At 63.8% G+C, this 25776-nt stretch carries 18 protein-coding genes and 1 riboswitch; of the genes, 9 read left to right on the forward strand and 9 right to left on the reverse strand.

Going from position 1 to position 25776, the window contains the following annotated elements:
* Positions 1-12 precede the first annotated feature (12 nt).
* Positions 13-1386: a sodium:alanine symporter family protein gene (locus tag KA354_13565; GenBank protein MBP7935669.1), complete on the forward strand. Its 1374-nt coding sequence runs from the start codon at positions 13-15 to the stop codon at positions 1384-1386.
* Here the strand turns inward: KA354_13565 and KA354_13570 are convergent.
* The 3 genes from KA354_13570 to KA354_13580 all read right to left on the reverse strand — a co-directional run bounded on the left by KA354_13570 (position 1310) and on the right by KA354_13580 (position 5617).
* Positions 1310-2392, reverse strand: coding sequence for a hypothetical protein (locus KA354_13570; GenBank protein ID MBP7935670.1), 1083 nt, complete (start codon positions 2390-2392; stop codon positions 1310-1312). The two genes, KA354_13565 and KA354_13570, sit on opposite strands and share 77 nt — an antisense overlap.
* Before the next feature lie 300 nt (positions 2393-2692).
* Positions 2693-4675, reverse strand: coding sequence for a glycogen debranching enzyme family protein (locus KA354_13575; GenBank protein ID MBP7935671.1), 1983 nt, complete (start codon positions 4673-4675; stop codon positions 2693-2695).
* A 51-nt stretch (positions 4676-4726) separates the two neighbouring features.
* Positions 4727-5617: a CPBP family intramembrane metalloprotease gene (locus KA354_13580; protein ID MBP7935672.1), complete on the reverse strand. Its 891-nt coding sequence runs from the start codon at positions 5615-5617 to the stop codon at positions 4727-4729.
* Between the two features lie 1026 nt (positions 5618-6643).
* On the opposite strand from KA354_13580, the gene KA354_13585 reads away from it, so the two are divergent.
* Positions 6644-8002, forward strand: a complete 1359-nt coding sequence (locus KA354_13585; protein MBP7935673.1) for a Gfo/Idh/MocA family oxidoreductase — start codon at positions 6644-6646, stop codon at positions 8000-8002.
* An 85-nt stretch (positions 8003-8087) separates the two neighbouring features.
* Here the strand turns inward: KA354_13585 and KA354_13590 are convergent, their stop codons facing one another.
* On the reverse strand, positions 8088-10655 hold the full coding sequence (locus tag KA354_13590; GenBank protein ID MBP7935674.1) for an alpha-mannosidase: 2568 nt from the start codon (positions 10653-10655) through the stop codon (positions 8088-8090).
* Positions 10652-12019 carry an alpha/beta fold hydrolase gene (locus KA354_13595; GenBank protein MBP7935675.1) on the reverse strand — a complete coding sequence of 456 codons (1368 nt, stop codon included), beginning with the start codon at positions 12017-12019 and terminating at the stop codon, positions 10652-10654. The genes KA354_13590 and KA354_13595 overlap by 4 nt, the downstream gene beginning before the upstream one ends.
* 114 nt (positions 12020-12133) lie before the next feature.
* A riboswitch (glycine riboswitch) is annotated at positions 12134-12237 on the forward strand.
* A gap of 234 nt (positions 12238-12471) precedes the next feature.
* Between KA354_13595 and KA354_13600 the strand changes: the two genes are divergently transcribed.
* On the forward strand, positions 12472-13425 hold the full coding sequence (locus KA354_13600) for a D-2-hydroxyacid dehydrogenase (protein ID MBP7935676.1): 954 nt from the start codon (positions 12472-12474) through the stop codon (positions 13423-13425).
* Positions 13426-13729: 304 nt separating this feature from the next.
* On the opposite strand, the gene KA354_13605 is transcribed toward KA354_13600, so the two are convergent.
* On the reverse strand, positions 13730-15127 hold the full coding sequence (locus tag KA354_13605) for a ThuA domain-containing protein (protein MBP7935677.1): 1398 nt from the start codon (positions 15125-15127) through the stop codon (positions 13730-13732).
* 163 nt (positions 15128-15290) lie between these two features.
* Here KA354_13605 and KA354_13610 point away from each other — a divergent pair, with 163 nt between their 5' ends.
* The 6 genes from KA354_13610 to KA354_13635 all read left to right on the forward strand — a co-directional run bounded on the left by KA354_13610 (position 15291) and on the right by KA354_13635 (position 22605).
* Positions 15291-16919, forward strand: a complete 1629-nt coding sequence (locus tag KA354_13610) for an NADP-dependent glyceraldehyde-3-phosphate dehydrogenase (protein MBP7935678.1) — start codon at positions 15291-15293, stop codon at positions 16917-16919.
* A gap of 43 nt (positions 16920-16962) precedes the next feature.
* Positions 16963-18288: a trypsin-like peptidase domain-containing protein gene (locus KA354_13615; GenBank protein MBP7935679.1), complete on the forward strand. Its 1326-nt coding sequence runs from the start codon at positions 16963-16965 to the stop codon at positions 18286-18288.
* A gap of 42 nt (positions 18289-18330) precedes the next feature.
* Complete coding sequence (locus tag KA354_13620; protein ID MBP7935680.1) at positions 18331-19530, forward strand: glycerate kinase; 1200 nt, start codon at positions 18331-18333, stop codon at positions 19528-19530.
* 58 nt (positions 19531-19588) lie between these two features.
* Positions 19589-19762, forward strand: coding sequence for a hypothetical protein (locus tag KA354_13625; protein ID MBP7935681.1), 174 nt, complete (start codon positions 19589-19591; stop codon positions 19760-19762).
* A gap of 90 nt (positions 19763-19852) precedes the next feature.
* Positions 19853-21346, forward strand: coding sequence for a hypothetical protein (locus tag KA354_13630; GenBank protein ID MBP7935682.1), 1494 nt, complete (start codon positions 19853-19855; stop codon positions 21344-21346).
* 455 nt (positions 21347-21801) lie between these two features.
* Positions 21802-22605 (forward strand): PEP-CTERM sorting domain-containing protein, encoded by an 804-nt coding sequence (locus KA354_13635; GenBank protein MBP7935683.1) that lies wholly within the window; start codon positions 21802-21804, stop codon positions 22603-22605.
* A 205-nt stretch (positions 22606-22810) separates the two neighbouring features.
* Here KA354_13635 and KA354_13640 read toward each other — a convergent pair whose 3' ends face one another.
* The 3 genes from KA354_13640 to KA354_13650 form a co-directional block, all read right to left on the reverse strand.
* Positions 22811-23938, reverse strand: a complete 1128-nt coding sequence (locus KA354_13640) for a hypothetical protein (GenBank protein MBP7935684.1) — start codon at positions 23936-23938, stop codon at positions 22811-22813.
* A 57-nt stretch (positions 23939-23995) separates the two neighbouring features.
* Positions 23996-24196, reverse strand: coding sequence for a hypothetical protein (locus KA354_13645; protein ID MBP7935685.1), 201 nt, complete (start codon positions 24194-24196; stop codon positions 23996-23998).
* Between the two features lie 247 nt (positions 24197-24443).
* Positions 24444-25763 carry a UDP-glucose/GDP-mannose dehydrogenase family protein gene (locus tag KA354_13650; GenBank protein MBP7935686.1) on the reverse strand — a complete coding sequence of 440 codons (1320 nt, stop codon included), beginning with the start codon at positions 25761-25763 and terminating at the stop codon, positions 24444-24446.
* Between the last annotated feature and the right edge of the window lie 13 nt (positions 25764-25776).

The raw sequence follows: 25776 nt of genomic DNA on the forward strand, positions 1-25776 counted from the left end.
TGGTACCACGCGATGGGGCCTTATCTCCAGGCCATCGAGCAAGGACTCCAAGCGGCGAGCACCTTTCTGTGGGGTCCCCCGACGCTCGTGTTGCTGTTCGGTACGCATGTCTACCTGACGTTGCGGCTGGGAATCCAACGACATCTCGGCAAGGCGATTCGACTCTCGTTTCAGCGGAAGCGTGAAGGTGAGGGCGACATCAGCCATTTCGGGGCTCTGGCTACGGCGTTGGCGGCCACCATTGGCACGGGCAACATCGTCGGCGTGGCCACGGCGGTTGCGTCTGGAGGGCCGGGCGCGGTGCTGTGGATGTGGCTGACCGGCGTGTTCGGCATCGCCACCAAGTACAGCGAAGCCCTGCTGGCGGTGAAGTACCGAATCGTGACCAGCAAAGGCCAGTTCGCCGGCGGGCCGATGTACGCTCTGGAGCGGGGACTGGGTCTCAGGTGGCTGGGTATGATCTTTGCCCTGTTCACGGCCATTGCTGCGTTCGGCATTGGCAACATGGTTCAAGCCCATTCCATCGCGGACATGCTCGACCGGACGGCGGGGATCCAGCCCTGGATCACTGGCGGCGTGACGACGTTGCTCACCGCGATTGTCCTTCTCGGCGGGATCCGCTCCATTGCCCGGGTGTGTGAGGTCCTCGTGCCCTTCATGGCCGTCTTCTACGTTCTGGGCTGCCTCACCCTGCTAGTGATGTACGCCTCGACGTTGCCGGCCACGATCGTCCTGATTGTCAAGAGCGCGTTCACGGGTCATGCGGCCGTTGGGGGATTCGCCGGCGCGGCGGTCAAGGAGGCCATTCGGTATGGGGTGGCGCGGGGGCTGTTCTCTAACGAGTCCGGTTTGGGCAGTGCCCCGATCGTGGCTGCGGCCGCGCAGACCACCAACCCCGTTCGTCAGGCCCTGGTTTCCTCGACAGGTACCTTCTGGGATACCGTCGTGGTCTGCCTGTTAACCGGCCTGGTCATCGTGAACTCCGGTTTCTGGCAAGAGGGTCTGGATGGTGCGGCTCTGACCCGAGCGGCGTTCGAGTCGATTCCAAGGGTTGGTCCCTTGATGCTGGCGGTTGGCCTGTTGACCTTCGTCTACTCGACGATCCTGGGTTGGTCGTACTACGGGGAGAAGGCCTGCGAGTACCTGTTCGGCCCGCGTTCAACGCTTCCGTACCGCGTCCTATGGGTGGTCGCGGTCATGATCGGCTCGACGTTGAGGCTGAACATCGTCTGGGACTTTGCCGACATAGCGAACATTCTCATGGCCGTTCCGAACCTGGTGGCCTTGTTGCTTCTGAGCAACGTAGTTGTCAGGGAGACGCGGGCTCACCTTGACGATCAGCCGATGGTCGGCTCGCTGCGAGGCGAAGGCGGGAGAGAGGGGTAGGGCGTGACGCGCTTGGCCGGGTGGCGGCGGCGGCCTTCGCGGCTGCGACGGCCTCATCGGCGGCCTTTCGCTGGGCGGGTGTCGGGATGGCCTCAAGTTGGCTGACCATGTCCTCGTACATCTTGGCGATTGGGGCCCGCAGTTCTTCGCCTTTGCGGAATCGGGCCTCCAGGTCCTTGGTGTTGCGCAGGGCCATGAAGTCCTTCTCGTGTGTCTCCTGATAGTCGTCGCGACGATCCTCGAACTCCTCGAGGACGGATTCGGCCCTGGCCTGCTGGTCGTCATGGAGGTCGTACGCGTCGATGAACAGGTTCACATAGGCCCGCCAGGAGCTGAACGGACTGCTGGTTCTGCTCCGCAACTGGACGATGGGGGCGGGGCGTGTGGTGGAGGAACGGAGGCTGAGGGTGCGGTTCGCGACTGCGGCGGTGAGCAGTGAGCGCCGTTCCGCGGTGTTCTTCTCCTGTCGCTCCTGGGCGTCCGCGACCTGTTGTTCGGGCAGCAGGCTCTCGATCTCCTCGTTGACCACGCTGGTGTAGAGGGGGTGGCCGGTCATCAGCCGGGTGCGGCGTCGGCTCAACTCGCGGATCTGCTCAGCGACGGCCGGGGCGCTCCGGTTTCTCGACATCTGTTTGATCTGCCCGTTCAGCTTGCTGAGCTCGGCCTGGTTCTTCTTCCAGTAGGCCGGATATTCCTGCTTCAGTTGGTCCAGCCGCTTGCGGGCCACCTTCTCCTGCTCGGGAGTCAGCTGGTACTCTTTCTTCAGCCGGTTCGCGTGGCTGCGGGCCTGCAGCTCGGCGTAGGCAGCGAGTTCTGCCGGGGTGTATGTTTCCAGGCTGGGGGAGCCGCTGATGAGGCGGTCCAGGCTCCATCGCCGCAGATCCTGGCGGAGGCGGTCCTCTTCGGATTGCGCGGGTGTACTGGCCGCCTTCGGTTCGGCGGGTACTCCCACGCTGGGCAGAGAGAGCACGACCACGACGGCAAGCTGCGTTATCCGCGATCTCATGGTTGACCTCCGAGAGCTGAATGGGCGACCGGGAGCCCGATCGTTGGTACGACGCGCATTTGGCACGGGTTTCATTCTACACGCAGATCCTCAGCTGATCTAGGTCGGTCCGGGTGGTGGCCGGGCCGGGCTGTGGCCGCCGTACTCGGCGTGGATTGGGGCGCGATCGGCCGCCGCGGTGCCTTTCCGCCGCCGCCCTGGCGCGCATATGACTCCTAATCCCTCTTAATAAATCCTACATTCCCATTCCAGCGGCATACCAGGTTGGCTGGAGGTGGAGGCGAGGATGAAAGGGTGCGGTCATCCCGGCTCGGTCAGTCGCCAGGCGCGGAGCAGTTCGCTGACGCTCCAGGCCTGGGCGATGCACCCGCGTGGGGTGTGAGGCGGGTCGCCGTCGAAGATCTCGCTCACCTGGCCGATGCCGGCCTGGTCCAGATGGTCGATGAGTCCGCGGAGTGCCGCCCGCATCCTGGTCTGTTCGGAGGTGGAGAAGCCATGGACGCGGAGGTGGGCCTCGACGTAGGGGCCGATCAACCAGCCCCAGACGGTGCCCTGGTGATAGGCGCGGTCTCGTTCGAAGGGGTTGCCCTCGCACCGGCCGCGGTACGCCGGGTCCTCGGGCGAGAGGGAGCGTAGCCCGCATGGGGTGAACAGCTCCTGGTCGACGCGTTCGAGCACGGCTCGCTGCTGCTCGATGAGCAGCGGCGAGTGCGGCAGGCTGACGGCGAAGATCTGGTTGGGGCGTACTGCCGGGTCGCGGTAGCCGTCGCGGACGACGTCGTACAGGTATTGGCTGGTATTGTTCCAAAAGAGCTGACGAAACGAGCCGCGGGCATGATCGGCGATTTCGCCGAATCGCTCGGCTCGGCGCTGGGCGCTGCCCGATGACCGCTCTGCCAGGATCCGGAGGGCATGGTACCAAAGGGCATTGATTTCGACGGGTTTGCCGTGTCGGGGGGTGAAGACGGTATCGCCGTACTTAGCGTCCATCCAGGTAATCTGGGTGGTGGCGTCGCCGCAGGACAGCAGGGCGTCGGTGTCCATGCGGATGTGGAAATCGGTGCCGGCGATGAAGGCCTCGACGATTCGCTCGCAGACCGGGCCGAGGAGGTTCTTCCAGGCGGTCTTGTCGCCGCTGGCCCGACAGTAGGCGTCGGCCGCATGGATGTACCACAGGCTGGCGTCGACGCTGTTGTAGTCGCAACCGTCGCCGTAGTCGCTGAACTTATTGGGGATCAGGCCGGCCTTTTGGGCAGAGGCGAAGGTGGCGAAGACCTCCCGGGCTTCGGCGAACCGGTCGGTTTCGAGCAGCAGGCCGGGCAGGGCGATGAATGTGTCCCGGCCCCAGTCGCCGAACCAGTGGTAGCCGGCGAGGATGGTCGTGGAGAACGAACCGTCGGCGCGGCGTCGGCGGACGACGAAGGCTTTGGCGGCCTCACGAAGTCGCTCCTCGACGGACTGAGTTTGGGGTCGAGCGAGGTCGACGGAGACGGGCTCGGGGGACTTGGGTGGTGGCGGCGTGGGTTTGACGAACGGGAACTCGGCCCGGGCTCGGACGGTGATCTCGATCGTTCCGATGCCTGACGCCTGGAACCAGCCGGGGACGAAGAGGTCTTCCTGGCAGTCCTGGCCGCGATGGGCCTCTTCGCGGTAATGGAATTGTCGCCACCAGTGGGGTTCGGTCTCGAAGCGCAGCTCCCACACGCCCCGCCCGCGTTCTGCCAGGAGCAGCAATCGTGGACCGCCGGCGAAGGTGACCACAGTGCCGTTCTGGAGGGGTTCGATGGGGTAGCCGGGGTCAAATGCCCGGGTCAGGCCGTGGAAGTCGCGCATGCCGGTGAACGGCTCGACGCCCAGGGTGATGGGGGCCTGCGGCGGGCCTTCGAGGCGGTAGGCGATGGCCACTTCGTCGCATCCGTGGGGCAGGAAGATGGACTTGGTGAGTCGCAGGTGACCCCAGGAATAGGCGAAACGAACCCACGGCAGGGGGGCTGCGTTGCTCACCGCGAACTGGGTTTGCTGCTCGAAGCCACGGGGATGAAAGGCGCCGGCGAATTCGAAGCCGGGGGTCTCCCAGGTTCGTCCGCCGACGCCGACGCGTTCCAGGACGGCAGACAGGAGCGTCCATCGCTCCAGAGGGGGGCGAGCGGGAGCGATCAGCAGTCCATGGTAACGCCGTGTGGGGATCGCCACGCAGGTGCCGGAGGCGAATCCTCCGCGGTCGTTAGTGATGAGCCACTCGCGGCTGAGCTGCAGGTCCATAGGGTCAGGCGTGCTGGTCATGGGATTCGTCTTCGGTTCGAGGCAAGTACAGGACATACCCTTGTATCGGTTTCAGTCCCCCCCTGGCACAAGAATGAAGGTCGCGACCATGAGCATCTGGAAAACATGGATCAGCCAGCCCGGCCATATTGAACCGCTTCGCCAGACCAGATAGCACAGGGCGATGCCACCGGGGAAGGAACTCGCCAGCTCGGTGGGGCCGGCGCCCACGTGGATGATCCCGAACAGGAGGCCGGCGCAGGTGATGGCCAGAAGCGAAGGGCCATCCAGTCCCCACCAGGCCAAGGCTCTTCGGGTCAGTGGTTGCCCGGGGTCAGTCGGTTGGGCTAGACCGAGCCATCGCAGGGTCTTCTTGGTGCGGGAGCCTTCCACGGCGGCCAGCCTTGCGGGGGTAGGGATTCGCCAGCCCTGACAAAACGAAGCCAAACAGATGCCGGTGAGGAAGATGTGCTCCGGAACGGAAACTCCAAGCATGACAAGGAGTTGCAGTCCGGCGGGGGGTTGATGTGGGGCTACCATGGCGATTCGTTCCTGGGCGAAGAGGAAGGCGAATGGGATGGTGAGACCGGCGGACAGGACGACCATGCGCCATCCCCACCGGTTGGGCGGACGCAGCCCCATCGTGGCGGGTGAGCGTCCGGTCAGGGCGGCCAGGGAGAGCGGGAGGAGGGCGGCCATCACCAGGCCGACGACCAGCCAGAGGACGCGGTGGTGCGAGATGTACCCTCCTGGAGGAATGGTGACCTGCTGGACGTAAAGGTCCATGGCCTGGCGCATGACGGAGCCGCAGTGTTCGCGGATCCAGGATGGCCATTGCTGGCCGAAGTTCCCCCAGAAGGATGTCAGGTAGGTCGCCAGCAGGGGGAGCAGCACGGCTGCCCGAACCACCAATCTGGCCGTAAGCTGCGTGCCGGCAATGTTCTGGAGTGTTTTCGCCTTCAAGGGTCATCCTCGCGTGGTGAGAGCACTGTCCCGCAATGGTACTCGTCGGTCAAGTTCTCGCGGGCTGCCTGGAGGTCTTGGCCTCGTCCGGAAGAACACGGTGTGGCGTCTCGGACAGGGGCTTTTCGGCGGGTCAGGTGTATCGAGGACAGTTGTGATGAGGGCGAACAGTGTCGTCAGCGGTTGGTTGGCGGTGGCTCTGGCTGAGGGGATGCCGTTACTGGATGGGCTTTCGGTTTACGCGGGCGGCGGCCGCGATCCTGGTGGCCCGGCTGGGGCTCATGGCTCCGCCCCACGCGGGAGCGAGATGGAGGGCTTCTTGCGTGGGCAGTCCAGAGATGATGATGCGAAAAACAGACGGGGGCGGAGTTGGTGTAACCATTTCTGAACGCTGCGATTATGTGCAGTGAAGGGGGGGTTGAGCTGTTGAGGGCGTGTCTGTGAGATGCCCTCCGGCATCATGACACCGGCGTTCGTCCGGCCGTCTGACGCGATTCTAACCTGCTGTTTTTCAAAGGATTAGGTTCCTTGTGACGGAATTACGACACTCGTGGTCCGTCACGTGCTGGAGGAGGAGTAGCATGACCGGCAGGGGTTTCTTGCCGGGGGCAACGGGTGCGCGGTTGTCGCAGCGGGTGTGCTCCATCGCGACACGCAGTTGGTGGTGGGGTGAAGCGTCCCGAATCTGCAAAACAGTGCGGAATTATTGGGGAATTTGCACGGAAAGTCCTGCTCAGGATTTGAAGCGCACCGGTCGAAAGGTATAATTGAACGTCCGGGTTGGTTTCTTCTGTCAGCGCCTAGGAGGGAGTCGAACCCGACCCCGAATACGATCTTCCACTCGCTGCGGCACCCTTGACCGCGCCAATTAGTATGGGGTGCCGCACGCCCTTTTTTACGGACTTCACTTGATCTCCTGGGTTGGGGTGGCCGCTGGCGTCGGACGGCGTTAAGCTTTATTCTTGTCGATAGTTGCGCTATTCTCGTCTTGTCGAGGTGGTTGGGCGTTTGAGGGAGGATTCTACCATGGGGTGCAGGTTGACCAGGCGGCAGTTTTCGGTCGGCGTTGTGGCGGCGGGTGTGGGTATGGCGGCCAGAAGTGCCACGGCGAAGGTACACGGGGCCAATGAGCGAATCCGTCTTGGGGTGATTGGCTTGGGCAACCGAGGCGACCAGCTGATCGACGCCTTTCGGCCTCACAAGGATGCATGGATCGCGGCCTTGTGTGATGTGTACGCCCCGTATGTCGAGTTTGCCAAGGAGAAGGTTGGCGGCGAGCTGTTTACGACCAAGGATTACCGTGCGTTGTTGGACCGCAAGGACGTCGACGCGGTGGTTATTGCGACGCCCGACCACTGGCATGCCAAGCAGTTCGTGGATGCCTGTGCGGCGGGCAAGGATGTGTATGTCGAGAAGCCGCTGTCGCTGGTGGTGAATGAAGGGCGGAAGATGATCGAGGCGGCCAAGAGTGCGAACCGAGTGACCCAGATGGGTGTTCAGCGGAGGTCCTCTAAGGTCTGTGCCAAGATCGCGGAGCTGATTCAGGGCGGGGCGATCGGCAAGGTGACGGCCTGCCGGTGCTTTCATCTGACCAATGAGTGGCCGCACGGGATCGGCAATCCGGCGGACTGTGATCCGCCGGCGGGCCTGGACTGGGATTTGTGGCTGGGGCCGGCGAGGAAGGTGCCCTACAACCCGAACCGGTGTTTCTATCGGTTTCGCTGGTTTCGGGAGTACTCGGGCGGGCAGTTGACCAACTTTGGAACGCACTGGCTGGATGTGATTCAGCGGGCGATCGGGCAGGATTCGCCTGGGGGCGTGTTCGCGGTGGGCAGCAAGGGGACGATCAAGGACAACCGGGAGATTCCGGACACGATGGAGGTGGTGTGGAACTATCCGAATGGGACGTTGGTGTCCTTCTGCCAGTACAATGCCAACGCCTCGGAGGGGGCACCGCGTTCGGCTCATATCGAGTTTCGGGGGACGGAGGGGACGATTCTGCTGGACGGCTCGGAGTCACTGCAGCTCATTCCGGAGGCGGTGCGGACGGATGAGATCCCGGCGCTGAATCCGCGCAACCGGCAGGGGAACTCGAGGCAGGCTCGGGCCACGACCCGGCCGGCGGACAAGGCCCTGACCTTCAAGGGCCGGACGGATACGGCTGACCACACGCGGAACTTCCTGGACTGCATCAAGACGCGCAGGCCGTGCGTATGCCCGGTCGAAATCGGGCATCGTTCGACGGCGACCACGCTGCTGGCGAATCTGGCGTACGACCGCGGTCGGTACCTGACGTGGGATGGGGAGAAGGAGCAGTTCACCAACGATTCCGAGGCCAACAAGTTGCTGTCGTACGAATACCGGGCGCCGTGGAGGCTGGAATAGAGGAACAGGGGCGCCGAAGCATCGCCTCGACGAGAACGGTGTCGGGGGGGGGGCGGAGTTGACGGGTGCAGGGCGGGTACCTCTTTCACGATGTCGAAGGAACATCGGTAGTTCTTCTTCGCCTGCGGTGGTCCTGCTCCATCAGGTTCACCTCGCGCATTCTGCCGGTCTTGGGGTTCACGCGCAGGGTCTTGATTTCGAAGCCGTGGAGGATCACCTGTTGGCGAGCGCCGGCGAAGGGGATGGAGAGGGTGGTAGCGCGTTCACGTCCGGTGGGCTCGAACAGGCGGACGATGAGGTCATGGCCGCGGGCGGCTCGCTTGAAAGCGCTCAGTTGGACGATGTCGTCGTCGAGGATCGCCCCGGGCTGGGGTCGTTTACCCATGCCGGGCGGGTTGAATGACAGGGCGAAGGGGGTCTCGTTGCGGGCCAGGGCCTCGCGGTCGATGGCGGCCAGCCGCCGGGCGGCGCGGTCGCCGTTCAGCCAGAAGCGGAACAGTCGCTCGCCCTGGTCCTGACGGGGGCTATAGCGGTCCTGGGGCATGATGGTTCGCTTGAGCAGCGGGTGGCCGGAGTAAGCCGGTGAGCGCATCAGGGTGAGCCGCAGGCCGTCGGTGGGGGTGAAGTCGGAGCCGTAGACGCCGTCGTTAATGCAGGTCAGGGCCCGGTTGTCTTTTCTGGATACCACTGCCACCCATTTCTGAGCGACGGCCTCCTCGCCGTTCTTTGGGAGGGTGCCGACGCCGAAGGCGAGCTGGCCGCGGTACTCGGGCGCGGTGGCGGTAGTCGGGACCGCCAGCTTGAGCATCTTGTCCTTCTCGTTCCAGTGGACGCGGGTCTCGACCTCGATTTCCGTACCGCGTTTAGGCAGCTTGTAGCGTTGGCAGATGAACGAATCGCGGTAGCCGAAGACGGCCTCGATCACGCTGCGGACCTGGCCGTCTTCGATCACCCGCACCGAAGGCAGCTGGCCGTGGGTGACGCCGGAGAATTGGGTTCCGAGCTTGCGAGGCAGGAGCTTGAAGCGGCCGGCCAGTTTGCGGAAGCTGCGGACGGTCATGCCCCACGGGTCCTCGTTATCCTTCATGACCAGGGGCTGAAAGGCATTGCGGCCGAGGTAGTCGACGCCGTTGGCGCGGTAGCGGTCGACCAGGCCGGTGCGGGTGTTGACGATGACTTCGAGTTCCTTGGTCTTGAAGCGGATGCGGCGGTTGGATTCCCTGAGTCTGGGAGGGGGCTTGCGTGGCAGGACCTTGAATCGGCAGTCGAATCGGTTCATTTGCGAAGGGGCGAGTTCGGCATTGAAGACCATGCGTTTGCGCCAGTCGAGCGGCAGGTTGCTCAGTTCTTTCTCGGCCTGAGAGGGGACCGGCTTTCCCGCGTGATAGACGGTGGGCAGGGTGAACTCGTCCTTCCAGTTAGCGTCGGCCAGCTGGAACTCGCACTCGACGATGGTTTTCACCGGGTAGGGGTGGGGGTTGTAGACCAGGATAGGGATCTCGTTGGGTCTGGCCTTGGGCTGACCGGCGGCCAGGGCGAAGAAGGCCCGGGCCTTGACGCGTGAGAGGATCTCGAGTCCGCGGTCCATCAGGCGCAGCGATGACTCTTCGACCGGCTGGATAGATGAGCCGGGCAGGATGTCGTGGAACTCGCCGTGCATGAGGTCGCAGGCCGCGTCGTGCAGTTCGGCCGTCGGGTAGGCCATGAGTTGCTGGCTGGCGGCGGTCGCGGCCATCTTCTCGGTCGTGTAGAGTTCGTTCTCGAGCTGGCGGTGCCGCTGCTTGACTCGGACCATGGACGTGTAGCATCCGACGCCCCAGGGGTTCAGATCGCGATTGACCACCTTCAGTTTACCGCGGATCTTCCTGACCTCTTTGAAATAGGCTTCGGGGGTCGAGTGGAGGAGCTCGACGTGTCTGAGCGTGCGTTGCAGCCCGCGGATGGCTTTGAGGTCGACGCGTGAGGCACCGCCGCCGTGGTTGCCGACGCCCCAGAGCATTGCCCCGAAGTGGGGGTTGGGATGGTCCGTTTGCCAGTCGTGGATTTTCCTAGCGACCTTGGCGAGCTGCGAGCTGTACCAGCCCACGACCCGCGAGGCGAACACACGGGAGCCGTCGCAGCCCTGCCAGATGAAATCGTGGTTCGGGAGGGTCAGGTCGCGGCTGTCCGGTCGGCAGAAGAGATATGAATCGTAGCCGCTTTTGGCGAGGATCTGTACGAGGCCCTGGGTGTGGCCGAAGGGATCGAAGTTGATGGCGGTGGTTGGCTCGACGTCGAACTTGTCCCTGAAGTAGGTCTTGCCCATGAGGATTTGCCGGACGAAGGACTCGCCGGAAGGCATGTTGCAGTCGGGTTGCAGATACCAGCCGCCCATGATGTGCCATCGACCTTCGCGGACGAGCTTCTGGATGCGTTTGAACAGGGTGGGCTCATATTCCTCGACCCACTTGTAGAGAATAACCTCGTTGTGGTTGAAGACGAAGCCGGGGGACTCCTCGATGAGATCGGCCGCGGTGCGGAAGGTGGAGATTGCAGCGGCGGCGCCTTCCTGCCATTCCCATAGCCAGACGGGGTCGAGATGGGCGTTGCAGATCATATGGATTCGTCGTCGGGCCATGGTTCTCCTTTCGGTCTTCCTGGAGAGGGGAGTCATTGTGTTTCATCGTGGCCTGGAGCGTCTTTGGTCTTGCGGTCTGCGGCAACGGACTCGATCCAGGCCGCGAGGTCTGCGACGACCTGGACATCCACGTGGCCGGGCTTGCCGTATTCGGCGGGGGTGGACGGGCCGCTGCCCGGGATGAACAGGTGGTTGAGCTTGTCGTAGAGCCTGAAGGTGACATTCTCGCGAGTACCGAGGGTCTTCTTCCACAGGTCGAAATCGGTTTTGGTGACTTGGTAGTCCCGGCCGCCCTGGGCGATGAGGATGGGGGTGGTCAGCCCCGCCGCCACCTCGATGGGTTTGAGCGTGTGCATGCGGGCCAGGTAGGTGGCGGGCATGCCGACCTTCTCGGTCAGGCCGTCCGTCTTGCCCTGGCGGATGAGGGCCGTTGCTTCCCGGAGGATGCGGAGCCTCTTGTGGTCGTCGTCGGAGATGGAGCCGTCGAGGCCGGCCAGATACTCGGTCTGTTCATCGATCAGGTCGAGGATCGAGCGTGCGTTGCCGGCCAGGAGGGCGATGCCAGCCAGCTTGCTGTCTCGCCTGGCGATGAATGGTGCTGCGAAGGCGCCGAGGCTGTGGCCGGCGAGGAAAACGCGTTTGGGGTCGATGTCCGCGCGTTTCCGCAGCAGTTCGGCGGCGGCGACGGCGTCCTCGATGGTCTCGGTTTCGAGGGTCCACTCCTCCGGTTTCACCGCGGTGGGGTACTGGTGGGTGCGTTTCTGGTACCGGAGCACGGCCACGCCGCGGGAAGCCAGCCCGAGGGCGAGATCGCGGAACGGTTTGTTTGCCGCGACGGTCTCATCTTGGTCGTGTGGGCCGGAGCCGTGGACCAGCAGCACGGCGGGGTGTGGGCCGGGTCTGGTTGGCAGTGTGAGGGTGCCGGGCAGTGGGAACTGTCCTGCGGAGACGGTGATCTTCTCTTCGCGGCAGGCCTTGGGATCGGCGTAGGGGGGCGGCCGGTAGGGGGCATCGGGCTCGACGGCATCGAACCACAAGCCGGACAGGCGATCCGCGTCGTCGAGGACGATTCGCAGCGTGGCCTTGCCGCGTTCGAACCGGCAGACGAAGCGGACCACATGGGCTCCTGGGACCTTGGCGTATGTGGCCGACTCTTCGGAACGGTAGGGGCCGACTTTGGTGGTGATTCCGGTCCAGGTCTGCTCGGCCTGCTGGGGGCTGAACGCGGCCTTGACCTTCTCGTCGGCCGCGGCGACGAACTCTGTGAACTCGCCGCGAGTGAGCAGTTTCAGCAGGTCGCGGGCTCGAACGGTCTTGGCATCGGGTTCGGCCTTATTCGCGAAGCAGGGGCAGGCGCCCAGGGTGATTGCCAGCAGGAGACAGTTCTTGAGGAGTTGCATAGATGCAGCCTAGCCATGCCTGTCGATCTCGGCAAGGCTTCTCGCCGGGCGTGGTGGTGTTGCGTTGGGTTCCGCGTTGGGGTTGACTATTGTCTGGTGAAGGGCCATATTGGGTTTCGTGCCAGCGGGGAGAGCCGGGCATCCGGCGGCTGAAGGGGCAAGTGTTCAAGTTGCCGTTGAGCACGAGACTCTCGGGCAGATAAGGCGCTGGCTCCGATAGCCGATATCGGGAGCAGGGCTCCCGGAGTCCGGCGCGAACTTCTGGAGAGTCGCCGCTCGAGGTAAGGCTGCGAGCAAGGACCGGCCCCGAGCTTCCACGACAGAGGTATTCCCTCAGAGGCCAGTTGAAGACTGCGATGAGTTGCCGGCCGTGCCGCGGGTGGTGCGCGGGTTCAGGGATGGGTTCTTTCCGTCCGAGGCTTGGGTTTGGGACTTGCGAGAGGACGGTGTTCATGAAGATCGTGGTGCTGGACGGATACACGCTGAATCCTGGCGACAATCCCTGGATCGAAGTGGCGAAGCTGGGCGAGCTGGTGGTCTACGATCGCACGCCGGCGGATCAGATTCTGACCCGTTCGGGCGGGGCGGCCATTCTGCTCACCAACAAGACTCCTCTGATTGCCGAGATGATCGCCCGACTGCCGGAGCTGAGGTACATTGCGGTTTTGGCCACGGGATACAACGTGGTGGATGTGGTCGCCGCCCGGAAGCGTGGCATTCCCGTGTCGAACGTGCCGGTTTACGGCACGGACTCTGTGGCCCAGTTTGTCTTTGCTCTCCTGCTGGAGATGTGTCACAACGTGGCTCTGCATAGTCGGCTGATCCACGCGGGGGAATGGTCTCGGCGGGAGTGGTGCTTTTGGGACGCGCCGCTGATCGAGCTGGCCGGCCTGAAGATGGGTCTGATCGGCTTTGGCCGGATCGGGCGGCGGGTTGGGGAACTGGCCCACGCCTTCGGGATGGAAGTCCTGGCGTTCGACAGTTTTCGGGGAAGCGATCCGTCGTTCCGTCCGTTTTCCTGGTGTGGGCTGGAGGAGGTTTTCGCTCGGGCCGACGTGGTTTCGCTGCACTGCCCGTTGACCGTGGAGAACACGGGACTGGTAGACGCCAGGCTGCTGGGGCTGATGAAGCAGGGGGCTTTTCTGATCAATACTGCCCGTGGTCCGCTGGTTCGCGAGCAGGACCTGGCCGAGGCGTTGTGTTCGGGCAAGCTGGCGGGTGCGGCCCTTGATGTTGTCACCGAGGAGCCGATCGGCGCTGGGAGTCCGTTGCTTTTGGCTCCGCGCTGCATTCTGACTCCGCACATCGCCTGGGCGACGGCCTCGGCTCGCAAGCGGCTGACCGAGACGACCGCCAAGAACGTGGCCGCTTTTCTTCGCGGGGCGCCGATCAACGTGGTGAATTAAGGCTGATCAAGGTCGAGGGTGACGGCCGATCCGCGTGCCGACCGTCGGTTTTGGGGTGACGGATGGCTGGTGTCGGTTCCGGCTGTTTGGTGGTAGATTTGCAGGCAAGAGGCCTGTCTGTGCGACTCGCAGAGCGTCTTCAGCGGTGTGGGAGTCGAACGACTTTTGCGGTCTCGATCGAGGCAACGGTCTGGGTGTGCAAGGGTCGCGGCATCTCTTCCCTCCAGCCGGTTGTGAGGAATCCACCCATTCCGGACAACGTTGTTCGGGCTGTCTCCGAGGCCATCGAGGATGGCAAGACGGGCTACTTGGCGTTCTCCGCCGGCTGGCTCGCGCCGGCCTCGATTGGTTTGACACGGAGGTTGGTGAACTGGACGGTCATTGGTTCGTCGCGGTGGAGCTGCAGGGAGAAGATGCCGAAGCGGGGTTTGGTGGTGTCGGTTTCGGTGTAGTCGGCGGTGACCAGGCCGTTGGTCTTGATGATGATGCGCGGGCCCTGGGCGATGACCTCCATCTCGTTCCAGTCCTTGAGGTTGACCACTTTCTCGGCCTTGCCGGTCCATCCGTCGACCAGTCGTCGCCGGCCGTTCTGTTCGTGCAGGTTGCCCCAGCCGTCAGGCACGACGTCGGCCTGGTAGCCGGCGACTTCGTACTCGGGCAGTTCCTCGCTGCGGAACTGCACGCCGGTGTTGCCGCTGATGTACTTGACGCTGAAGCGGAGCACGAAGTCGATGTACTCGCCGGGGGCGATGGCGTTGGAGTTTTTGGTCAGGCCTTTGGGGTGGGAGTCGCCGATGATGATGCCGTTCTCGACCCTCCAGAGTGCCGGGTCATAGCGCCATTCGTCGAGGGCGTTGCCGTTGAACAGAGGCAGGAAGCCGTCGAGCATTTCCGCCTCGCTCACCACGGTTGGCGGCCCGAGCCGGCCGCCGGCCCAGCGGGTGCCGTTGGCCAGCAGTTTCAGGAATGCCGGCTCGGTGTGGGACTTCTCGTCGTGGCCGAACATGATCGAGAAGACGCGAGCGCCGGCGTACCGTGTTGTCCAGACCATGGGTTCCGGCTTGCTGCGTTTACCCCGAGGCTCGGCGGTCTGCACGATGACGTGGTTATCCTCGATCCACTCCTCGGCCAGGTAGGGCTCGTCGCTGATCTTGAACTCCATGGGCACGTTCCTGGCAATCGGATGGTCGCTGTCCACGACCACGGACTCGAAGGAGGTGAACGGGTCGTGTCCGCGCACGACGCAGCCGACGATCCTGCGCCATTCCGGCCAGGGCTGGAACGAGTAGAGGGCGCAGTGCATTGCCACCAGGCCCTTGCCTTGCCGGAGCGCTCCGAGGATCGCTTCGCGCTGGGCGTCCGTCAGCTTGTCGTCCTGGCAGTTGTTGAACATCATGACATCACACTTGCTCAACTCGTCGGGTGTGAGGATGCCGAGATCGCCGACCACGCGGACTTCCAAGTCGCGGTCCTTGGCGAGGTTGTCGGCCAGCTTCTTAGGCAGTGTGTCATAGTTGTGAGCCTGGCCGGCGGCGATCATCAGGACTTTGAGGGGAGGCAGGGTAGTGATCGATGGCGGTCTGGTGGTCGGCGACGGCTTCGTGGTCTGAGCCTGGGTGGGGATTGTGACCAGTCCCAGCAGGGCCGCCATGACGGTCGACACGATGGCGCTCTGGATCCAACGCGAACGCTGCCTCTTCATGTTCGTCTCCTGGCCTTGGCCGTTGGCGGGACTCGCGTCGGCCGGTTTGGTGGGGCTTCGGCCGGAGCGCCAGTCCTCGGTCTCGCTTCTCAAGTTCCTCCGGGTTACCTAGTATAATGCCATCCTGGCGCGACGACGACCCTTTGAGACAGGAGAGGTCCTCATGCCGACGACGGTTGATGCTCCGAAGCGTGTGTTTCCGGAGGTGGCGGAGATCCCCGCCGACGTTCGCATGGACTTCTACGGGGCAGCTGATCGGTACCTGGTTGGCGGTGAGGTTCGGTCGTGGTCTGGGCCGCGGCAGAGGGTGCTGTCGCCGGTTTGTGTGGCCGGTTCCAGTGGTTCTCGGCCCTTTGAGTTGGGCGAGTATCCGCTGATGACCGCTGAGGCTGCCCTCGAGGTGCTGGATGCCGCCTGCCGGGCGTACGGGCAGGGTTGCGGCCGGTGGCCGACGATGTCGGTGGCTGATCGCATCCACCATTTAGAATCCTTCATTCCCCGGATGCAGGTGGTTCGCGAGCAGGTCGTGTGCCTGCTGATGTGGGAGATTGGCAAGAGCCGGGCGGACTCGTGCAAGGAGTTTGACCGAACCGTCGATTACATTCGTGACACGATCGAGGCCCTGAAGGAGCTGGATCGCAACAGTTCACGGTTTGCGGTTGAGCAGGGCTTCGTGGCCCAGATTCGCCGCAGCCCCCTGGGCGTCGTTCTGTGCATGGGGCCGCAGAACTACCCGTTGAACGAGACCTTCACAACGCTGATTCCGGCCCTGATCATGGGCAACACGGTTATCTTCAAACCGCCCAAGTACGGCGTGCTGCTTCACGCCCCGTTACTGGAGGCGTTTGCCTGCTCGTTTCCTCCGGGTGTAGTCAACACGGTGTACGGTGATGGTCCGACGGTGGTGGGGCCGCTGATCGAGGGTGGGCGGATTGACGTGCTGGCCTTTATCGGGTCGGCCAAGGTAGCATCCCTGCTCAAGCACCAGCATCCCCGTCCGAACCGGCTGCGGTGCGTTCTGGGGCTGGATGCCAAGAATGCGGCCGTCGTGCTGCCGGATGCCGATCTCGACCTGGCGGTTTCCGAATGCGTATTGGGTGCTTTGTCGTTCAATGGGCAGCGGTGTACGGCCATCAAGATCATCTTTGTTCACCGGAGTCTGGCGGATGAGTTTGCCCAGCGGTTTGCCCGGAAGGTTGAGCAGCTGAAGGTCGGCATGCCCTGGGACGACGGCGTCCACATCACGCCGCTGGCCGAGCAGGGTCGCCCGGAGTGGTTCAAGGGGCTGGTCGATGAGGCCGTTGCCGCTGGGGCGAAGGTGGTCAACCGTGGTGGGGGGACGATCGACCAGACGCTGTTCTATCCGGCCGTGCTCTACCCGGCCGATCTCAAGACGCGGATCTGCCAGATCGAGCAGTTCGGTCCGGTCACGCCAATCGTGCCCTACGACGACGAACGGGAGGTGATTGACTGGGTGGTCGCCTGTCCGTTCGGGCAGCAGGCCGCCCTGTTCGGCAGCGATCCTCGGCGGCTCAGCCGGCTCATCGATCCACTGGTCAACCAGGTCTCGCGGGTGAACATCAACAGCCAGTGCCAGCGCGGTCCGGACAAGTTTCCGTTCGTGGGCCGGAAGGACTCGGCCGAGGGCACGCTCTCGGTCAGCGATGCGCTCCGGGTTTTTTCGATTCGCAGCCTGGTGGCCGCCAAGAGCACGGAGCCGAACCAGCGGATCGTGTCTGGGATCGTTTCGGGTCGTTGCTCGAAGTTTCTGTCGACGGATTTCATCTTCTGAGAACACGGGTGGGCGGGTATACTCGGTCGCCATGTGTACATGGATGAATATTGTCGTGGCGCGGGTCCTGGTTCTCGCTCTGCTCGGGGGGACACCGAGCGTGATCTCGTCGTCCAATCAGCCCAGCCGGCGGACGCCGATCGTCGAGGTGTTCGAGCGGGCTCGAGACAGCGTGGTCAACATCACGGCCACGCAGATCGTCGAGATCGAGCGCCGAGTGAGCCCGCTGGAGAACTTTTTCGACCTTCCCGGATTCGGCCCGCAGAAGCAGCGCTACGAACGGACGTCGCTGGGTAGCGGCTTCATTCTGCACGCAGACGGGTACGTGGTCACCAATGCCCACGTTGTCGCCCAAGCGGCCAGGCCAAAGGTCATCTTCGCGGACCGCTCGGAGCATGAGGCGGACCTGGTCAGTATCGATGAGCGGCACGACCTGGCGGTCCTCAAGATTGACGCGAGGAGGGCCTTGCGGGCGATTGTCATGGGCCGCAGCGACGACCTCATGATTGGCGAGACGGTCATAGCCATCGGCAACCCGCTGGGCTACGAGCACACTGTGACGGCCGGCATTGTGAGTGCACTGAACCGCAAGCTCACCATCGGGGAGGATGTTCTCTCGGAGCATCTGATCCAGACGGACGCGAGCATCAACCGGGGCAACTCCGGCGGGCCGCTGCTCAGCATTCTGGGTGAACTGATCGGCATCAATACCGCGATTCGGGGCGACGCCCAGAACATCGGATTCGCCATTCCGGTCGACGATTTGCGGAAGCTACTGCCGGACATGCTGTCCATCGAACGGCGCAAGCGGCTGGAGACTGGCCTGCGGCTGAGTTCTCGGGGCAGGCCCAAGGTCATCGAGGCCGTTGGGCCGGCAGCGGCCGCGGGCATTGAGCCGGGCGATGAGTTGACTGCGGTAGATGGCAAGCCGATCACCAGCGACGTGGACTTTCACGTTCACATGCTGAGTGTGAGTCGAAACAACAAGGTGGATATCAAGTTGACTCGGGGCAACAAGTCCATGTCCGCCACGCTCGTACCGAAGGCGATCCCGATTCCGGACGGCGCCGAGTTGCTGCAGCACAAGTTCGGTCTGACGGTCCGGATACTGACGCCGAAGGAAGCCAAGCAGCTGGACGTCGACGGGCGACTGCTGATCACTCGCGTCGAGCGTGACAGTCCGGCGGGTCGGGCCGGCTTCGTTCCCGGCCTGATCATCTTTCAGATCGGTAACGACTTCCCGAGCGATCTGGAAGACGTCGGCCTGCTCCTCGAACAAGTCAGGCCGGGCGAGAAGCTCCTGTTCAAGGTGTACGAGGTGCAGCAGATGTTCCTGCGGGTGCTGGCGGGGGCTCTCATTGCGAGATAAGCCCGAGGGTAGGGATTAGCGGTCAGCGATGAGCGGTTGGCCATGCGTGTTGTCATTGCTCCGGACAAGTTCAAGGAGGCTCTATCGGCCGGGGAAGTTTGTGCGGCCATTGCCCGGGGCGTACAGCGGGTGGTGCCGGATGCGGAGATTGACCTGGTGCCCATGGCCGACGGCGGCGAAGGCACGGTCGAGGCGTTGGTCGCGGCTACGGGTGGGACACGTCAGGTGGCGTCCGTGGCGGGGCCACTGGGCGATCCGGTCCAGGCGGTGTGGGGTATGCTCGGCGGACCCAGCCGGACGGTGGTCATGGAGATGGCCGCCGCGACGGGGCTGGCACTCGTGCCGCCCGGGAAGCGTGACCCGTTGCTGACCAGCACATACGGCACCGGCCAACTTGTGATGGCCGCTCTCGACGCCGGTGCCCGGCGGATCCTGATCGGGATTGGCGGGAGCGCGACCAATGACGGCGGAACCGGTGCCGCCCAGGCGATTGGCGTACGGTTTTTCGGCACCGGAATGCTGTTGTCCGCGCACGAGTGCGGTTGTGGCGACGCGGCGGAGTCCTGCGGTGCCGGCTCTGCTGCGATGGTTCTTCCTCTTCGGCTGAGCGGTGGCCGGCTGAACGAGATCACCCGCATCGACCTTGCCGCTCGCGATCCGCGAATCGCGACGACCGAGATCCTGGTTGCCTGCGATGTTGACAATCCCCTGTGTGGACCGCGCGGGGCGTCGGCCATCTATGGCCCGCAAAAGGGCGCGACGCCGGAGCAGGTGCGGATACTGGACCGCAATCTCGGTCACTTGGCGGGGCTCATCCAGCGAGACCTCGGCCTCGATGTGGCCGATCTGCCCGGTGCCGGAGCGGCCGGCGGGCTTGGGGCCGGACTGGTCGCGTTCTTCGGTGCCCGGCTGGAATCGGGCGTGCAGATCGTCATGGATGCCGTACGGTTGGCGGATCGCGTGGGCCGGGCCGATCTGGTCATCACCGGCGAGGGGCGGATCGACCGGCAATCGATGATGGGCAAGGTGATCGCCGGCGTTGGACGGACCGCGAAGGCGGCGGGGGTCCCGTGTCTCGCCCTGGTCGGCGGTGTGGGCGACGGCGCGGGCGCGGCGCTCGAGGTTTTGGAGAGCTATCACCCGATCAATCCGCCGGGCACGCCGTTGTCGGAGGCTCTTCCCCGGACGGCCGGGGCGCTGGAGCAGACGATGGTGAAAGTGATGGCCGGGCGAGTGAGATAGCCTTTATCGCCCTGCCTGGTGGGAGCTACGTGGGGAGTATTCTGACCGTCTGGAAGTGATGTCCAACCTCGACCTGATCGAGTACTGGCCAGCTGCAGGAAGCGAGTTCACGATTCGGATTCGCAGATGGGAGATCTGCATCTACAGTTGCCTCGATGAAACTGGAGACGATCGCTCCGCTCGGCTGTGGGTCGAGAAGGTCGGACCGCGTTCGGGTGGCCAGCCGAGTTGAGGCGTCGGCTGACCGACCGCGGTACGATAGCCTGCCGGAGGGCAGTGTGGGCGATCGCGGCAGGTCATCAAGATGAAGGGAGGTTTGGTCATGCAGGAGACGCACGATCACCGGGGCGATGCTCATTCGGTTACTCGTCGCCGCTTCATCCTGGGTGCTTGCGGTGCGGCCTGCGGCTGTTCCCTCGCGGGTTGTGCGAGCGCGGGATTGGCCGGGAGTGGGTGGCTGGTTTCGGCGAGCGGTTTCAAGGAGCGACGGATCAAGCCGTGTGGGCCGGGTTCCAAGTACGTTCCCAAGCTCGCGGTCGCCTTCGTTCGGCGGAAGGAGGATTACGGCATCCGCTGGCCGGGAGCCATCTATGATGGCCAGGCCGCGCTGTTGCACTACCGCGGTCAGATCGAATCGACTGCCAGGCAACTGGGCATGGCTGCCACGCTCCGGCCGGAGCCGATCTATTCGCCTGCGGAGGCGGATGGGTGGCTCGCCCAGAGCAAGGCCGCCGAGGCGGACGGGCTGCTTGTTGTTCTTCTGGACCGGCAGGCGCACGCCTGGCCGACGGCCGTGAAGGCGGCGGACACCGGCCTGCTCACGGTGGTGTTCGCACCGATTGGGGCGGCCTTCACGATCAATACCGCCCCGCTGGCCAGGCGACAGGGCTGCCACATCTGCTCGGGGGATGATTTCGCTGAGGTCGCTTATGCGATGAAGATGGTGCGGGCGGCGGCCAAGCTCCGGGAGATGCGCTACATTGTGCTGGCCGGCAGCAAGCGGCGCGATGAGGCGATGAAGCATTTTGGCACCAAGCTTCGCTATCTGCCGGCCGGCGAGTTTCTGGACGAATACAACCGCACCTTGGAGACGGACGAGGTCCGGGGTATTGCCGAGGATTATCTGGGTCATGCGACCAAGCTGGCGGGTCCGACTCGTCAGGACGTGCTCAACGGGGTCAGGAGTTATGTTGTTGCCCGCACGATCCTCGAGCGCGAGGAAGGTGACGCGATCACCATGGATTGCCTGGGAGCCCTGGGTAAGAGCAAGGTCAGCCTGCCGTGTATTGCCTGGTCGCGGATGAACGATCACGGCATCCCGGCCGCCTGCGAGGCCGATCTCGGTGCCTGCCTGACGCATGCCCTGGTGCAGCAGCTCTTTGATCGGCCGGGTTTCCAGCAGGACCCGGTGCCGGATACGGGCAGGCAGCTACTCATTGGGGCTCACTGTTCATGCCCGACGCGGATGAAGGGTTTTGACGAGCCGGCCGAGCCGTTCTACCTCTCGTTCCATCACGGCAAGCGTGACGCGGTTCCGCGAACGACGTGGAGACCGGGCGAGCGGGTGACGGTCGTGGACATTGAACCGAGCGTGGCGGGCACCGGCCCGCGGATGATCATTGGCAGTGGCGAGGTCGTCGACAACATTGCGGTCCCGCCAGCGGGCGGTTGCGTAGTCTCGGTCAGCGTCAAGCTCGATGGTTCGCCAGACTTGCTGGACTACCCAGGTTTCCACCAGCTTTTCTTTTATGGCGACTACAAGAAGCAGTTGCAGGGATTCTGCAATCTGGCGCGGGTAGCACCAGTGGTTGCGTGAAGGCCGTGGGCAGCTACAAGCTGTTGACTTTCAGCCGCGGGCCAGGCGTCGGGCTTGGACCGTATCGGGGTTCTGGGGTGGTTTCATTTTGAGGTGGTCGTGCAGGCTTGATTCGGGCATCCGTCATGATCGTCGTTCTCGCTTGCTGCCTGGGCATGTGACGTCACCGAAGTGGCGGGCATGTGCGGAGGGGCGGGGCTGTGGTGACTGCCTGTCGACGGGCGGGTTCATCGGTTTTCATCACATCGAGGCAGGGGTGGGGTTCTCCGTTGTCCGCCTGTCTTTGCTGCGGCGCGCGGTGTCCGATTCGAGGTTCTTTCCGGTGGAGGCAGGCTGGTCGATGGAGTGGTCAGGGGGGGAGGGTTTTGCTACAATGCTGTTCAGGTTTGGGGCGAGCACCTCGGCTCGTAGGTAGCCTGTACACTGCAGCCGTTTTCTGGGGAGAGGAGGATGGCATGAGGACAGGGTCTGTCGCGTTGGCGGTCGCGGTCACCGCCGTATCGGTTGCAGTGGTCCAGGCAAGTGAGTTGTATGCCGTCAGCAAGTTTGCGGGTCCGGGGCTGGTCTACCGGTTGGACCCGGTGACAGGGGCGAGCAGCCTGGTTGGTCCGACCGGCTATGATTACGCTGGCGATCTGGCCAGTGATACCCGGCCGGGCTCGTACCGTATCTGGGCGCCGGACGTCACCACGAACACGCTGCTCATCATTGACCCGATCACCGGGTCAGCCACGGCCGTCGCGCCTTTCTCCAGCAGCGATAAGATCGTTTCGCTGGCTTTCGACCCGGTTGCGGGCAAGCTCTATGGTACCAGCGCTCGCGGCTTTGGGGCGGCCGGCGATCAGCTCTACGAGATCGATCCCGACACTGGTGGGGCGGCGCTCGTTGGGGCGCTCGGCGTCAACAACGTTTACGCCCTGGCCTTCAATGCCGGCACGCTTTTCGGCGTCAGCGAGGATCGCCGGGCCCTGTATCAGATCAACACCACGACGGGGTTTGCGACCCTGTGTGCCTCTATAGCCCTCGAGCATGTCTACGACATCGCCACCCGGCCGGAAGACAACGTTACCTTTGCCGTCGATTCGGGAACCAACACGCTGTATACGCTCGACTTGAGCAGTGGGGTGGCCGTGTCCGTTGGCTCCTACGCGGTCAGCAACCTGGTCGGCCTGGCTTTCACTTCGGCGCCCGAGCCTGCCACGGTGGCCCTGCTGGTTCTGGGTGGCCTCGGCGTTCTGGGCCGTTTCCGCCGCCGGTAAGGGCCTATCCCAGTAGATTCCATAAAACCGGAGAGCTGCTTGAGTCAGCACTGGCGAGACGCTGGTTCCACGCCTCCAGAGATCGACTTCCAGTAGTCGGTGAAGGGCGGCTTGGGGCGAGCAGCGGCCGCTTGTGGTTTGGTTCGACCTGTGGGTGGCCCACCTCAAGCCTGGCGAGGGTGTTTGTCCGGGCCGGGCCAGGAGGTCAAGGCGTGGCCGGTACGATGCCCGCGCTCTCCAGCTCCCGCAGGATTGCGTTCGTGTAGGCCATCGCGCCCTTGTAGTTTGGGTGTCCCATCGAGGTGTAGTAGCACTTGGGTGATGGGCTTGCGCCGGGGTTGGACATGCAGGTATTGATCCGCGAGAGGAAGAGGGGGTCTTCCGGGATCCACTCCATTCTCATGAAGAAGAACAAGCCCAGCGGATCGAGGTTGGTCAATCCCCACAGCCAGGGATCGTCGGTGAACAAGGCGTGTTCCGGTCCGAAATTGGGATCGGCGAAGAGCGTGCGGGGGGCGGCCACCTCGGTGGTGTTGAGCCTATCGACGGCCTCGCGCAGACTGCTCCGGGCGGTCTGATTGAAGGTTTGGCAGTGGCTGGCCGCGATCGAGAGCCACTGGGACAGGCCTCTCTCGGCCGACAGGCTGGCCCAGTACAATCGCTCGTCGATTCCGGGGGGGATGTGGCTGTATTGGCTGACGATGGGGTAGTAGCCGGTGACCACGATGTGAGCCTGGGGCATGACCGTTCGGATTCTGCTCAGCAGAGTGACCATCTCGTCGCGGCAGAACCGTCGGGTCAGATCGGCCAACTCCTCGTCCGTTTTGTCCGGTGAGATGATCGTGGTCACGCCGACGTCGTTGATGCAGGCGGTGAGCAGGACGAGATCAATAAGTTCTGGCAGGGTGACCAGGTCGATCTGGCGGTGGATTGAGGTGGGGATGGCCGGCGATTCCGCGAAGCAGCCGGAGTCGCATTGTTCCTCGCCCGCGCGTCGGAGGATTGTGGCCGCGGAGGCCGCCTGGCGTTGATGGATCACAGGACGGCCGGTACGGCGCTGGATCTCGGCGGCCACCTGGTTGGCAAACTTGGTTTGTTGGGGCAGGCCGTTGCCGGCGGCGACCGACTCGCCGAGGGTGACCAGGTAGAACGGCTCTGCGTCCGGTGACACCTCTTCGATGGGTCGGAACGCGAGAACCAGGGGGAGGGCATCGGAGATCAAGGATCCGGGATTGCCGGGGAAGCAGCCCGACAGCCCGAGAGCGCAGAGGCTGGCTGTGGCCACAAGGACCGGGATCGCTTGAGCTCCGGGATGACGGCTGGCGGTCGGCACGTTCGTTTACCAGACGCAGGATGCTGACGGAGAAACGTCCTCGCCGCAGAGACACTCCTACGGGAGGCTCACATCCAGGCGGTCCGACAATCGGGCGGCGTTGAGATCGGCATTGACGCGGGCTGTGCCCGCATCGGGGAGCGATTCGCCCGGGCGCGCCTGGAGGAGGGCGAAGTCGCTGATGTCGATATCGCCGTCACGGTTAAGATCGCCAAGAAAGCCGGACGGCTTGACTTGCCGCGAGTCATGGCCTTCCATTTGCGGCCTTTGCTGAGCCAGGGGGGATACCGGCGGCGCTGTTCCCCGAGGGCTCGTTATCGGCGATTGTAGAATCCTGAGGGCTGGGAATCCACGTGGGGTCCCGGGCGACTTGGGGTTGGGGTTCGGTGTTGAGGCTGGCCGAGGCCGCGGGTGGTGGCCGCGTGTCGGTCGTTGTTGGGGGCGTGGGGTCTTTGCCGGGTGGGCATGGGCGGATCGGCGGGCGTTCGGTGTAGGGTTTGGGGCACTATCGGGTGAGGGGTGTCGCTGATCGACCGATGCCGTAGTATTCGAAGTGGTGTTTGCGCATGGTTTCCAGGGAGTACAGGTTGCGGCCGTCGAAGACAATCGGTTGGCGCATCCGGGCCCGCATCAGCTCGAAATTGGGGGATCGGAACTCGTTCCACTCGGTGAGGATGGCGAGCGCGTCGGCTCCGTCGAGGGCCTCGTAAGCCTGCTCGTGGCAGCTGACCCGGTCTGCGAAGCGTTGCCTGAGGTTGGCCAGGGCCTCGGGATCGTGGGCTCGCACGGTTGCCCCGGCCTCGAGGAGTTTCTCGATCAGGATGACCGCGGGGGCCTCGCGGATATCGTCGGTTTTGGGCTTGAAGGCGACGCCCCAGATGGCGAAGGTGAGGTTGGCGAGATCCTGGCCGAATCGAGTGATGATCTTGTTGTAGATGACGAGACGTTGGCGGACGTTGACCTGGTGTACGCTTTCCAGGAGGTCTGCGGTGACGCCGGCCCGTTTTGCGACATAGACCAGTCCCTGGACGTCCTTGGGGAAGCAGCTGCCGCCGTATCCTGCGCCGGGGTAGAGGAACTGGAAGCCGATCCGCGAATCGGATCCGATACCCCGGCGGACATCGTTGACGTCGATTCCGAGTTCGTCGCAGATATTGGCGACCTGGTTGATGAAGCTGATTCGGGTTGCGAGGGCGGCGTTGGCCGCGTACTTGGTCATTTCTGCGGCCGCCCGGCGCATGATGTGCACGGGGCGCTGGTTGCGGATGAATGGCTCGTGCAACTCGCTGATCACCGCGGCGGCCTCGGCCTTTTCCGCCCCGATGATCACCCGATCGGGTTTCTGGAAGTCCGCGACGGCGCTGCCCTCCTTGAGGAACTCGGGATTGTTGACCACCGAGACCTTGAAGGGAGCCTTGGCGTTGATTCGCTGCTCCAGCTCGTCGCCGGTGCCGACGGGGACGGTGCTCTTGATGACCACGATCTTGGGTCTGTCCAGGTGCTGGGCGATATCGTCGCCGACCGCCCGGATCGCGGTGAGGTCGGGAGAGCCATCGGTCTTGGGCGGGGTGCCCACCGCGATGAAGATCACGTCTCCGTGACGGATTGCCGCGGGCTTGTCCAAGGTGAAGCGGAGGCGACCGGCTTTCATGTTGCTGGTCAGGATTTCGCCCAGGCCGGGTTCGAAGATGACCGTCTCGCCGCGATTCAGGGCCTCGACCTTTGAAGGGTCGTTGTCCAGGCCGACGACGTCGTTGCCGGTATCGGACAAGCACACGGCGGTGACGAGACCGACATATCCTGAGCCAATCACCGTTAACTTCATGACGTTGCTCCAG

This window comes from Phycisphaerae bacterium, assembly GCA_018003015.1.
In the GTDB taxonomy this organism is placed as follows: domain Bacteria; phylum Planctomycetota; class Phycisphaerae; order UBA1845; family PWPN01; genus JAGNEZ01.